The sequence below is a fragment of the Modestobacter sp. SYSU DS0511 genome (assembly GCF_054050755.1).
Window position 1 is genome coordinate 16737 of the sequence record NZ_JBJGZY010000047.1, and the last position, 11483, is coordinate 28219.

Genomic DNA, 11483 nt, shown 5'->3' on the forward strand with positions numbered 1-11483 from the left:
ATCGGTTGTGTGAGCGAGCACCCGCGAGGAACCCTTGTTGGGCCGGTCAATCCCCGGCCTCGCCGGTGTCGGCGAGACAGGCGGGGGGGCCGCCGTTGCAGCGGCGCCCCCCCTTGCCAGGACCCGCGGGTGCGGGCGGCGCGTGGCGCACCGAGCGTACCCGCGGGGCTGGCCCTCCATCGGGCGGAAGCCCGGGAAGGGAGCCCAGCATGGGTTCCGAGCAGCAGGTTGGCGCGAGCGCGCCGAGCGTGACCATCCACGGCGGCGCGCTCGTCTTCGAGCACTTCGTCGAGACGGACCCCCAGGTGGTGGCCGAGGCTAGCCGCTGGGCCGGCGGAACGCGTGGGTCCGCCGCGCCGGAGAGCGTGACGGACGGGAAGGACCTTTCCCCCTTCGCCAGGGTGGCGCTCAGCCTCGCCACTCAGGTGATGGCCCTCGGACCGGAGGCCTCCGGCGTCTCCTCCCTCGCGGGCACCGTCATCCAGATGACCGACCGGGCGCAGAAGGCGAGCGAGGCCCTCACGGCCGACGTCACGCGGGCGACCGCGGAGGCGAGCGAGGCGACTGCGAGGGCGGCCCGGGAGGCCGCGAGAGCCACTCAGGAGACGCTCGCGGCGGCGCGCAAGCAGGTCAACGAGGACATGGCCGGCACGGTCGGTGCCGCGACCGCGCAGCTGCGGGCGGAGCTGTCTCGCCTGCTCGGAGGCGATGACACCCCCGTCGCGCGGGCCGTCCGTGATCTGGTGGCGAACCAGATGGCCGAGAGCACGACCCGGCTGCAGCGGACCTTCACCGAGACGCTCGGCGCGGTCAGCAGCACCCTCGACGTCGGCAACCCGACCAGCCCGCTGGCCCGGCTGGAGCACCGGCTCGCCGAGCGGCAGGACCGGCAGCACGCCGAGGTCACCGCGCGGATCGACCAGGTCCGGGAGACGGTGGGCGCGGCCACGGCTGCCGCGCAGACGGCTGTCGCCGTGGCCGCGGTGCAGGCCCTGTCGCCGGGGAAGGGCAGGACTTTCGAGGATGCCGTGGGGTCGGCGATGGAGGAGATCGCGGCCGGCCTCGGGGGCAGCTACGAGGCGACCGGGGACACGGTCGGCGCGCTGCGCGCGTGCCGCAAGGGCGACGGGATCCTGGAGCTCCCCTCCCTCGACGGGGGTGGCGGGGTCCGGATCGCGATCGAGATGACCACGACGGGCGCCCCGCGGAAGTGGAACCCGTACCTGACCGAGGCGGAGAGGAACCGCGAGGCGGACGCGTCCATCGGCGTGGTCCCGTCGATCGACCTCGTCCCGGGGCGTGCGGCGATCGCTGCGGTGGCCCCCAACCGCGTCGTCGTGGCCCACGACCCCGAGGGCAGTCACGCGCTGCTGCGCGCCGCCGCCGTGCTGCTCTCGCTGCGCGTGCAGCGCGACGCCGTGCGTGACCGCGACGGCGTCGACCTCGCCGCGGCCGACGCCCGGATCGCCGAGGCGGAGCAGCTGCTCGGCGCCCTGAGCGAGGTCTTGAAGGCGGCGATGGGGGTCAAGGCCGGCGCGGCGAAGGTCGTCACCGGGATCGAGGGGGCGCACGAGGCGCTGGCTCGGGCCCTCGCCCTCGCCCGGGTGGCGCTCCGCGGCGCGTGCGACCCGGCTGCCCAGCGCGGCGCCGCCGCCTGACTCATTCGCTGGCGGGGCCGGCCGTGGGGCGGCCCCGCCAGCGCTAGGAGGCCACCATGACCCAGACCGCTCACCCGGCGATCGCGTACGGCGACCGCGAGACCGTGGAGTTGCACGCCGACGCAGCGAGAGACCTGGCCCGCGGGGCCGGCCTGAACATCACGGCGTGGCGCAGCGACCCCGACGGCACCGGGGCCTTCGACCAGCTCGCGGACGCGCCGGGGCTCGTCGCCGCCGTCGGCGACTGCCTCCGCACCGGAGCGGCCCTGTTCATCCCCTTCCCCGTCGACGTCCCCGGCGAGCAGGCGCTCCGGCTCCTGGCCGCCGTCCTGCACTGGCACGGCCTTCCGCTCGTCCTCGGAAGGCGCCCCTACTTGTGGGACGAGGTGACCGACGAGGTCGACTTCGCCCTGCGGCGCCTGCTGGACGCCGCGCACCAGCTCGACGTCGCGGCGGCGGCGTCCGCGTGCCTCCCGGACCTCGACGACCTGCTCACCGAGCTGCTCGGGTCGGGCGACGGCGGGGCACCGGCCCGCGCCCCCGTGGACCCGGCGCTGGGGCTGGCGGAGCGACTGGAGGCGGCCGCCCGGTCGCGGGGGACCCCGGTCCCGCGCAGGCCGGACTCTGCCGCTCCCTGGCCCGCCCAGGAGCAGCAGCTCCGGGAGTACGCGGCGTGGCTCAGCCGCCGGCTCCCGCAGCGGGAGGTCGCCTACGTCCTCAACGCGCTCGGGAGCCGGACCCGCACCGGCCGCGCATGGACGCAGCCACTCATCAGCCGGCTGCTGCGCTCCCGCAGCACCACTTGATGATGGCCGGCCCGGTCGCGACCTCGCGGCCGGGTCCGCGCCAGCAGTCGGCTCCAGGCTTCTGGTGAACACGCACTGCGGGACCGCGCCCGCTCGGAAACGGACCTCTACGGTCCCGATGGATCCCCCGATGGGAAGGACCTGGCATGTCCCTGCTGTACCGCGCGATCTGGAATGACGACCGTGACGACCTCCCGCGAGAGGCCCTGGCCGCCTTCCAGGCCTGGGTGGCGCGCAAGTCCGGTGGCGGCCTGCCCGTGCCGGAGGGTGGCCGGGCCGAGGGCACCACGGTGACCCGGTCCCGGAACGCCGATGGCAGCTGGATCGAGTCTGCCCATCCCGCCGAGGTGGTGGTTCGCCGCGGCGAGCAGCAGGGCAGCGGCTCGGTCCGCCAGGCAACCAGCGCAGCGCTCGTCGAGCACCGTCCCGACGGGTCGCGGTGGACCACCACCTTGCGCACCTGGTCCTGCACCGCGCCTGAGAACTCCGAGCTGGGGGAGGGCTCCGGCTGGCTCTGGGTCGACGTGGAGGCGGTCTCATCGGAGTCCATGACCGGCACGGTGATCGCCGCGCCCGTCCTGGTACGGACCCTCCTCGACAGCGGCGTGAACCCGCGGCGACGGTGCGTGGTCCTGCAGAGCACGCCCTCGCGCTTTGAGGGCGAGGAGGGGGCGGAGGCTCTCGCCGAGCTCCTGTCCCACGGAGACCGGGACCTTCCTATCGTCGTCTTCTCGGACGACCCCGCCACGACGCGACCGCCTGGCGGGCCGTCGTTCTTCGATGCCGCTGTCGCCCAGGTCGCCGTCCGAACGGCGGGCATCGCCGCGACCGCCGTCGTCGACCCGACGGCCTCCGCTCACCTGGCCGCAATCCTCGGGCGCCAGCACAGCGTGTGGGGTGGGGCCCTCCGCATGTACCTGCCGGACGTGGACCCGGCAGCCGCGCGGGATGGCTGGCGGCACCGGTACGTGACCGCGGAGCGCTACCTGCGCTACCGCGACACGGCAGCGACCGTGGTGACGCGCGCGCTTGCCCCCGCCGCGGCCGCACGCAGGGAGCCCGGCAGCTACGCCGCCGCCCGGCAGCTCCTCGGCAGCGCCCAGCGCAGGGACGCAGCCGAGCTGCTCGAGCTCCTGGCAGTCGCGGACGAGGAGACGGCCCGGCAGCGGACGGCGATCGCTGAGCAGGAGAACACCTACGCCGACCTGCTCGCCGACTACCAGACCGCGCTGGAGGACCGGGCACGGCTCACCTCCGACCTCGAGTCGACCCTGAGCCGGCTGCGGTACGTCGAGTCCCTGGTTCCCCAGGATGCCCACGGGAGCTACTGGCAGACGGAGCCGGGCGCCCAGGTCGTGCCGGCCACCGCGGCGACGCCGACGTTGGCCGCGCTGCTCGCTCAGGAGCACCTCGCGGACCACCTGGCGCTCCCGGACGAGGCTCTCGTGGATCTCGAGGCCCTCGACGCGGCCCTCGAGTCGGGCCCGTGGGGCCAGACCTCCTGGGAGGCGCTCCGCGCGCTGCACGCGTACGGCGCCGAGCTCGCGGCCGGCAACGATCCCGGCTCGTTCTGGACGTGGTGCGAGAACTCCGGTCACCCGCTCGCGTGGCGTGCGACGCCGAAGAAGCTGTCCATGACGGAGAGCGAGAGCGTGGAGAACAACGAGAAGTTCCGCCGCCGGCGAGTGCTACCGGTGAGCACGGACGTGGACCCCAGCGGGCGGATCTACATGCCCGCCCACGTCAAGGTCGCCGAGGGCGGGGGAGATCTCGCCCCGCGCATCTACTTCCACCCGTCCCGGGAGACGGGGAAGGTCCACGTGGGCTACTTCGGGCCGCACCGCAACATGCCCAACACCCGGACATGATCGTCTGGCTGATCTCGCCGCAGAGCCGAGCGTGCAGCATGGGGCCAGCTCGGTCACTCGGACGAGCTCCTGGCACTCACCGGTGCGGGGGCTCTTGCCCCGTGAGACAGGTGAGGACCTCGGCGGGGTCGGCCAGCGTCACCTTGAGCCGCTCGACGGCTGAAGGCACGCGTAGACGACCTTGAGGTGATCGATCATCTCAGTGATCGCTGCCGCCAGCCGACGGACGTCTGGGGCCATCTGCTCGGCAGTGTCGGCGATGACTCGCAGGTTCTCGAGGCGGTGGATGATGAACTGGCGGTTCATGTGCAGCTTCCTTCTCGCTTGGGCGTGACGGCGTCGAACTCGAGGTCGAGAGGATGCGTCATGGTAGGTTTTCACAGACTTCCTGTGTTGTGAAACCGGACTTTACATGGATCACGAGGAGTCTGTGAAGTGAAGTCTGGATCCAGCTCGGCGGTGGCCTTCGGGCGCGTGCTGCAGGCAGTGCGCAAGCGTTCGTCGCAGAACCAGGCCGATGTTGCCGGCTCCTTCGACCCAAAGCTCTCGGTGGCGGCCGTGTCGATGGCCGAAAGCGGAAACCGTCCACCCAAGACCGAGGCGATGGTCCGGGGCTATGCCGCCGCCCTGGAACTCGACGAGGACACGCTGCTCGAGCTCTGGTGGGCGATGCAGGGGATGGTGGCGGTCGAGAGTCGTGCCGAAGAGCGCACGGTCGCGCGATGGTGGGGTGAGCTGGAGACAAGCCGCGAGGCCGAGATCCGCCATGTCCAGGCCCAGGCCGCCGCAGAGAAGAAGCGGAATCCGAACGAGGACTGGTACGAGCCCTCACCGAAGTTGTTCACGCTCGCCGAGGCGATCTGCGAGATCCTGAAGCGCCTGCTGGGCGACTCCTGGCAGGTTCACTACAGGCGCGAGCTTGGCCTCTACGACCCTGTCGACCCGCGCTTGGCAGCGGTCATCATCGAACTGCGGGCAGAAGTTCCGGAGAGCGACGGCTCGAACGCGTCCCACGAGCTGATGGCCACGTTCGCATGCCCGGAACCCGTGGCTCGACCTGTTCTGGCCGAGCCGGCGGAGCGGCCCGACGCCGGGGCCATGTCTCCCGACGTCGCGTGGATCCTCTCGTCGGTCGAGGCGATGCCCGCCCGCGAACGAGCGGCGGTCGCCGGCTTCATCCGTGGACTGCGAGAGGGAGCCAGCCTCTTCTCCACGACCTCTCCGCCCTCTGCGTAGAAGCCTGCGGGTCTTCTGGGTGGAGCTTCGCCAGGACCGACGAGTGCTCGCCGCGCACCAAAGCGGACACACCTAGTCAGAGGTCGGCATGCTGGGTCAGCGACTCGCTGACCTCGACCTTCGACAGGTACCGCGGGGAACCCGGCAGGGGGGTGGGAAAGCCCATCGCGAACACTGCGACCGTGTCCCTGCTCTCCAGACTCGCCACGAAGATCGACAAGCTGAGTACCGAGCTCGCGGCCACGGAGGCGCTCGGGCTGATCCTCAGCGACCCGGCCGCCGCCATGTCGGTGACCGCCGTAGTCCGCGCGGTCGCGCCGAACGTGCCTGCGCGCCTGCGGTACACGACACAGGCCGGAGACGCTGATGGCCGGCCCGACATCATCGGTCGCGACGACCACCGGGAGCTGCTCCACATCGAGGGCAAGTTCTGGGCGGGCCTGACCGACGCCCAGGCCCGTGGCGGCTACCTCGAGCGCATGCGTCGACAGCACGCCGAACACGCTCCGGAGGACCCGCACATCGGCGCGCTGGTGTTTGTCGTCCCGCCCCGGCGCGTCGCGACCTTGATGGATGAGCTCGTGCGGCGCTACGGCCTCACCGGGCCGCGGTCCAGCGACGGGTGGTGGTCGGCGCAGACCGTCGACGGGATGGCGGTGGCGGTGACGAGCTGGGACGAGCTGCTGGGGCGGCTGGCCGGGATGGCGAAGCAGGACGTCGCGGAGGACGCCCGCCAGCTGCTGGACCTGGTGCGGCAAGTCGATCATGGCAGCTTCGTCCCATGGACCGCCGAGCAGCTCACCGACCAGGACGGTCCGCGACGCATCTTGCGGCTGGCTTCGATGGTCGAGTCTGTCCACGAACGGCTGCTCAGTACCAACGTCGCGACGACAACCGGGCGACGCGCCACCATCACGCGCGGCGGACCGCTCTCATTCGGCAAGCAGATGCGGCTGGGCGGCGTAGTGGTGACCCTTCGGGTGCATCTGGAGCTGTGGGCGCGGCACGGGCGGTCACCGCTGTGGCTGACGTTCTGGGCGAGTGGGGCACCGGCCGCGCGCCGTGTCTTCGCTGAACAGCTCATCGAGGCCGACAACTGGATCGCGGTGGCCGTCCCGCTGCCCGAGGGGCAGGTCGGGGACGACGTCCGGGAGCACATCGTGGGCTGGCTGGCCGCCGCCGGCGAACAGCTTGAGGCGGCGCTCGAGGCGGGCGTGCCCGTCGGTGACGAGACGATGGACGAGGAGGACGCGGACCCCGGCGCCTGATGCTGGCCGCCCAACGCCAGGACTGGCGGCCGACGGGGCGTCGCCGACCTCCCCTCACGACGCCACTTCGGCGCTTCCACGACCGGATTGCTCGGGCTCTGGTTCCCTGACCCGCATGACGCTCGCCGACGGCACCGTCGCCGTGACCGCCGTGGTGGCGCTCGTGCTGTCCTTCCTCGCGTTCGTCTACAGCCGGAGATCCACCCTGGCCGCCGAGACGGCCGCTGCCGAGGCACGACGCTCCGCCGACGCCGCCGAGCGTTCTGCCGATGTCGCGGAGCGGGAGGAGGAACGAGCCCGCGAGGAGGCTGAGGAGCGAGCGGTCCGGTGGGCGCTCGATCGGGTCGGTGGCGCGACGGCGCACCTGGTGAACACCGGCGAGGGCACCGCCTACGACGTCCGCGTCCAAGTCCCCGAAGCGATGCGTGTCGTAGGCGGTCACGCGGCCGCCGATGAACTGCCCGCGGGCGGAAAGCTGCCGGTCGGGGTGTCACGGCGGATGAGCGCGCCTGCGCGAAGCGGTCTCACCGTGCGCTGGCGGACTCGCCCTGGTGGACCAGAGCGGAGTTCCATGCTGCTGCTGCCCTGACGCCGAGCGCGGCCATGGTGATCGTCCTGGTCCTGGCACCGCGCGTCCTCGGTGAGATGGACTACGCCCCGCTCATGCGGGCGCTGGCGCAGGTGGCGGACACCCTCAAGCAGCGACAGTGGCCGCGGGTTGACGGTGCGAAGGGGGTCGTTCGTCGGACGCCGAGCGTCGTCGGCTGGACTGCTCGCCCAGGCAGTGTCGTCCCCTGGACGGCCGGAGAAGTGTCGTTCTCGGGAACCCGCGAGGACGGGCGGCGACACTCGGCTCAGCGGGGCGGGTAGAAGCGCGTGGCGCCGCCGCGACCGGAGCGGACTCGGACCCCGGCGTACGGGGAGTTCGACATCTCGACCGGGTCGAAGACCACGCCGTCTTCCGTGCGCCGCCACCCGACGGCGCCGAAGGTGTCCACGACGATCGTGCGGAACGCGACGACGATCGGCAGGCGCTGGTCAACGATCAGCCCGCAGGTTTCGTCGGCCAGCTGCCAGAAGCCGAGGACGCCGGCGCGGGGATCGTCCAGGTCCGACCGCCACCCCTTCCACGGTCGCCGCGGCAGGTCCGGTTCGGCGAGCCCGACCCGCAGCACCAGGCCGGGCGGGAGCGGCGGACGGTCGAGGACCGGCCGGGCGGCGATCTCGGCGAGCGCGTCGGCGCGCACGTACCGGCCACCAGGGGCGCCGAACAGCGGGCCGAGCACCCGGGCGGTCATGACTTCCTGGGCATGCCGTGGGGACAGGTCGAGTCGGCGGGACACCTCGGTCAGGCCCGCCAGCGCGACATCAGGGGGGTCCCCACTTCCCGGCTCCGGGCGCGTCCCGCTCATCGAGCGCTGACCACGGCGGCCCCTGGCCAGCGCGTGCCCGCGGTGTCGCTGCAGCCGCACCGGTCGGCGGTCACAGTGACCCCGGCCGCCGTGCTGCACCGGCCGCACTCCGACCCCGTCCAGTACTCGAACGCCGCCTCTAGCTCGGACCGCCAGGCGGCGAACTCCTCGGCGATGCGTGGATCCCTGCTCGCGGCACCGGGCGTACTCGGACCGGTCAGCGCCACCCCGTCGAGCTCGACGGACCAGCCGCCAGTCGCCGACAAGCGCAGTCGAGTGCGCCGGTCGGCGTGTTCCACCATCGGCAATGAGCCAGCCGCAGCGGTCGGCAGGGCGGCGTTCCACGCCCGCACCGCGGCTCGCGACAGGGCGGCATACCGGCCGCCGCGCACCCCCGGCACCACGTACGGTCGCCGTCCGCGGGGCGCTGCAAGAGCACGCAGGTAGGCGCCGGCCGCAGACCGGACACCTCCGTCCTCGCTTGCACCGCGGCCGAACACCAGATGTGCCGCCAGCCAGGTCACCGCACCCCACCCGCGGCCGAACCATCCCTCCGCAACCCATGAGCGCCGCTTCTCCGAGACCACGACCCAGGCCACCGCTTCGATGCCGTCGGCCGGCAGCCGCATCGCCAACCGGGCTCGGTTCCCGGGCACCCACACAGCAGCCGCGCCACGGCGATAGAGGTCCTGCTGTTCACACCGGAAGCCGCGGCGCGACCTGCCGGAGGCGGTCCGCCAGGTGACCGGCCACGCACCGAACTCCTTCGGGTTCAGCCCGGCGGGCAGCAGTCCGGCCTGGTCGGCGGCGCCGGCCTTCGCCTCGGCCACGACCAAGATCTCGAGCACCAGTCCGGCCTGGCCGTCGTCGGCCAAGAAGCCCACGACGAGGTCCGGGCACGGGGTGACCGGCGGCACCGCGGCGACGAGGGCGTCGACGCCGACGCCGACGGCATGCAGCCGGTCCAGCAGAGCGGCCGCAGCCGGTCGGCCGAGCAGTGCCTGCAGCAACTGCACCCGCAAGCGATCACCAGCCACGGTGAAGAGCAGCACGAATGCCTCGACGATCAGCTTCTCCTGTCGGGTCGCGTCCTCGTCGCGGGATGCGATCCCGGCGGAGTCCAGGTCGGCGTCGGTGTACGCCGGCATTGCAAACATGATCATCCTCCCGTTGTGAACCGTCCGTTCACTACTGAAAGGGTAGCAGTAGTAGTGAAAGGCCAGTTCACTTCCCAGGCATGGTCTGGCCAGTCCACCTCTGCGGGGTGAGACCGGGTCCCGGACTCGTGCTGCATCCGGCCGATCGCGCACTGTCCGAAAGCGGACGTAGCCTCGCGAGCATGATCACCAAGACGCCGGGGAGGGGGACGGAGGAAGACGGTCGACAGGGTGCGACGACGCCTGCTTCGACGGCCGGGAGCGTCGGTGATGGGGAATCGCCCAGTGACGCACCGTCAACTCCCCCCTTGCCCACCACGGACTGGGGGATCCCCCAGTCCCTCCAGCAGGCCGGGACCCAGTCCCGCACCGCGGACGGCAGGCCACACCGGCCACCGTCCGCAGTCGGCGGAGACCGGCCGGCATCCACAGGCGGGCATCCGACCTCCGGGGCGACTGACAGCGCCGGATCTCTCGGCACCAGTGCGTCCATGCCTGCTGGGCTGGACACCGCTCGCGGCACCGCCGCCCGCGTCGCCGCCATCCGGGCCCCCACCCGGGCACCGACGCGCTCCGCCGGAAGGCCGCGCCGCACAGTGCCGGTGACGATGCCGCCACCGAGGCTCGGTCCTGCCGATGGAGGTCGGTGCGCTGCTCATGAGCCTGTCCCGGCGGCCGGCGACTGCGGGCGTCGTAGCCTAGCCGAGAAAGGGGGTGGGCATGGCGGCACGAGGATGGACAGCGCTGCTGCTGCTGGCCGCCGTCTTCGCGATGCACGGACTGCAGTGCACCGCCGCCGGCACCGAGCACCAAGCCGGTCACGGCACCGCCGCGGTCGCCGCAGCCCCCACCGGGCTGCTCGAGGGCGGCCTGCACACCGGCGCGGTGAGCCTCGCCCCCCAGGCGCACAGCAGTGTCCACGACGGTGAGCACGGCAGTGCCCACCTCTCCGCCGCGATGGTCGCCGCCACCCCGGTGGCCGGCCTGCTCGCCGCCGACCACGGCAGCGCGCCGGCCGGAGCGGTCGGGCACCTGTGGGCGCTGTGCCTGGCGGTGCTCGCCGCTGGGCTGGCGGTGCTGCTCGCCCTGCTGCTGCCCCGCCTGATGACGCTGCTACCGGCGGCGTGGGCGCGGCTGCGCATGCACGCTTCCGCGGGCCTGGCACCACTGCGCCCGCCGGACCTGCACGCCCTCTGCCTGCTGCGGATCTAGGCCGACCGCCTCCACCGCCCCGCCCTCAGCGACCGTGCTGGCCCGGCGGCGGTGTACGCGCACGTCCACCGGCCCACTTCGGCAGCTTCAGGAGAGACCCACCATGACCCGCACCACCGCACGCCTGACCGGCCTCACCGCCGCCCTGCTCGCCGGCGCACTCGTCCTCGCCGGCTGCGCTGGCGACGACACCGACGCCGCCGGCGGGCACGGCTCGATGATGAACGACAGCAGCTCCTCGGCCGAGCAGGCCGAGTCCAACGACGCCGACGTCGCCTTCGCCCAGGGCATGGTTCCCCACCATCGGCAGGCGATCGCCATGGCCGAGCTGGTCGAAGGGCGCGCCGCCGACCCGCGCGTGCTCGACCTGGCCGCCCGCATCCGGGCCGCGCAGGACCCCGAGATCGAGACGCTGACCGGTTGGCTGCAGAACTGGGATGCCGACGGCGGTCACATGGACGACGGCACGGGCGGCATGGACCACGGTGAGGGCGGCGTGGACCACGGTGAGGGCGGGATGATGTCCGAGCAGGACATGCACGCCCTGATGGACGCCACCGGCCCGGAGTTCGACCGCCTGTTCCTCGAGCAGATGATCGCGCACCACCAGGGCGCGGTGGAGATGGCCTCCGACCACTCCGCGAACGGCCGGAACACCGAGGCCCTCGCGCTGGCCCAGTCCATCCGGGACAGCCAGAACGCCGAGATCGCCGAGATGCAGCGGCTGCTCACCGAGCTCGGCGGCTGACCCGGCCGCGGGGGGGGGGGGGGGGGGGGGGCCCCCCCCCCCCCCCCCCCCCCCCCCCCCCCCCCCCCCCCCCCCGCCCCCCCCCACCCCCCCAACCCCCCCCCCCCCCCCCCCCCCC

At 72.8% G+C, this 11483-nt stretch carries 11 protein-coding genes; 8 read left to right on the plus strand and 3 right to left on the minus strand.

All coding sequences use genetic code 11. From position 1 onward, the window contains the following. Positions 1–209 precede the first annotated feature (209 nt). The 3 genes from ACI783_RS17700 (at position 210) to ACI783_RS17710 (ending at position 4332) form a co-directional block, all read left to right on the plus strand. On the plus strand, positions 210–1658 hold the full coding sequence (locus ACI783_RS17700; RefSeq protein ID WP_457141664.1) for a hypothetical protein: 1449 nt from the start codon (positions 210–212) through the stop codon (positions 1656–1658). A 56-nt stretch (positions 1659–1714) separates the two neighbouring features. Then, positions 1715–2464 carry a hypothetical protein gene (locus tag ACI783_RS17705; protein WP_457141665.1) on the plus strand — a complete coding sequence of 250 codons (750 nt, stop codon included), beginning with the start codon at positions 1715–1717 and terminating at the stop codon, positions 2462–2464. Between the two features lie 146 nt (positions 2465–2610). Beyond that, positions 2611–4332: a hypothetical protein gene (locus ACI783_RS17710; protein WP_457141666.1), complete on the plus strand. Its 1722-nt coding sequence runs from the start codon at positions 2611–2613 to the stop codon at positions 4330–4332. A gap of 138 nt (positions 4333–4470) precedes the next feature. On the opposite strand, the gene ACI783_RS17715 is transcribed toward ACI783_RS17710, so the two are convergent. Next, positions 4471–4638 carry a hypothetical protein gene (locus ACI783_RS17715; RefSeq protein WP_457141667.1) on the minus strand — a complete coding sequence of 56 codons (168 nt, stop codon included), beginning with the start codon at positions 4636–4638 and terminating at the stop codon, positions 4471–4473. 168 nt (positions 4639–4806) lie between these two features. Here ACI783_RS17715 and ACI783_RS17720 point away from each other — a divergent pair, with 168 nt between their 5' ends. The 3 genes from ACI783_RS17720 to ACI783_RS17730 all read left to right on the plus strand — a co-directional run bounded on the left by ACI783_RS17720 (position 4807) and on the right by ACI783_RS17730 (position 7425). Beyond that, a complete protein-coding gene (locus ACI783_RS17720) occupies positions 4807–5568 on the plus strand; it encodes a hypothetical protein (RefSeq protein WP_457141668.1) in 762 nt (253 codons plus the stop codon). Between the two features lie 182 nt (positions 5569–5750). After that, on the plus strand, positions 5751–6836 hold the full coding sequence (locus ACI783_RS17725; RefSeq protein ID WP_457141669.1) for a hypothetical protein: 1086 nt from the start codon (positions 5751–5753) through the stop codon (positions 6834–6836). Between the two features lie 115 nt (positions 6837–6951). Further along, positions 6952–7425: a hypothetical protein gene (locus tag ACI783_RS17730; RefSeq protein ID WP_457141670.1), complete on the plus strand. Its 474-nt coding sequence runs from the start codon at positions 6952–6954 to the stop codon at positions 7423–7425. Between the two features lie 265 nt (positions 7426–7690). On the opposite strand, the gene ACI783_RS17735 is transcribed toward ACI783_RS17730, so the two are convergent. Together ACI783_RS17735 and ACI783_RS17740 are read right to left on the minus strand one after the other, a co-directional pair. Then, entirely contained in the window at positions 7691–8134 is a 444-nt protein-coding gene (locus ACI783_RS17735) for a hypothetical protein (RefSeq protein ID WP_457141671.1), read from the minus strand. 110 nt (positions 8135–8244) lie between these two features. Continuing rightward, the gene (locus ACI783_RS17740) at positions 8245–9396 is read right to left on the minus strand and encodes a hypothetical protein (RefSeq protein ID WP_457141672.1); all 1152 of its coding nucleotides are present in this window, start codon (positions 9394–9396) and stop codon (positions 8245–8247) included. Between the two features lie 729 nt (positions 9397–10125). On the opposite strand from ACI783_RS17740, the gene ACI783_RS17745 reads away from it, so the two are divergent. Continuing rightward, positions 10126–10617, plus strand: coding sequence for a hypothetical protein (locus ACI783_RS17745; RefSeq protein WP_457141673.1), 492 nt, complete (start codon positions 10126–10128; stop codon positions 10615–10617). Positions 10618–10720: 103 nt separating this feature from the next. Next, positions 10721–11365 (plus strand): DUF305 domain-containing protein, encoded by a 645-nt coding sequence (locus ACI783_RS17750; RefSeq protein WP_457141674.1) that lies wholly within the window; start codon positions 10721–10723, stop codon positions 11363–11365. Positions 11366–11483: the final 118 nt, after the last annotated feature.

Coding starts and splice junctions, on each gene's coding strand:
- ACI783_RS17700 (WP_457141664.1), top strand. CDS start 210: ATGGGTTCCGAGCAGCAGGTTGGCGCGAGCGCGCCGAGCGTGACCATC.
- ACI783_RS17705 (WP_457141665.1), top strand. CDS start 1,715: ATGACCCAGACCGCTCACCCGGCGATCGCGTACGGCGACCGCGAGACC.
- ACI783_RS17710 (WP_457141666.1), top strand. CDS start 2,611: ATGTCCCTGCTGTACCGCGCGATCTGGAATGACGACCGTGACGACCTC.
- ACI783_RS17715 (WP_457141667.1), bottom strand. CDS start 4,638: ATGAACCGCCAGTTCATCATCCACCGCCTCGAGAACCTGCGAGTCATC.
- ACI783_RS17730 (WP_457141670.1), top strand. CDS start 6,952: ATGACGCTCGCCGACGGCACCGTCGCCGTGACCGCCGTGGTGGCGCTC.
- ACI783_RS17735 (WP_457141671.1), bottom strand. CDS start 8,134: ATGACCGCCCGGGTGCTCGGCCCGCTGTTCGGCGCCCCTGGTGGCCGG.
- ACI783_RS17740 (WP_457141672.1), bottom strand. CDS start 9,396: ATGCCGGCGTACACCGACGCCGACCTGGACTCCGCCGGGATCGCATCC.
- ACI783_RS17745 (WP_457141673.1), top strand. CDS start 10,126: ATGGCGGCACGAGGATGGACAGCGCTGCTGCTGCTGGCCGCCGTCTTC.
- ACI783_RS17750 (WP_457141674.1), top strand. CDS start 10,721: ATGACCCGCACCACCGCACGCCTGACCGGCCTCACCGCCGCCCTGCTC.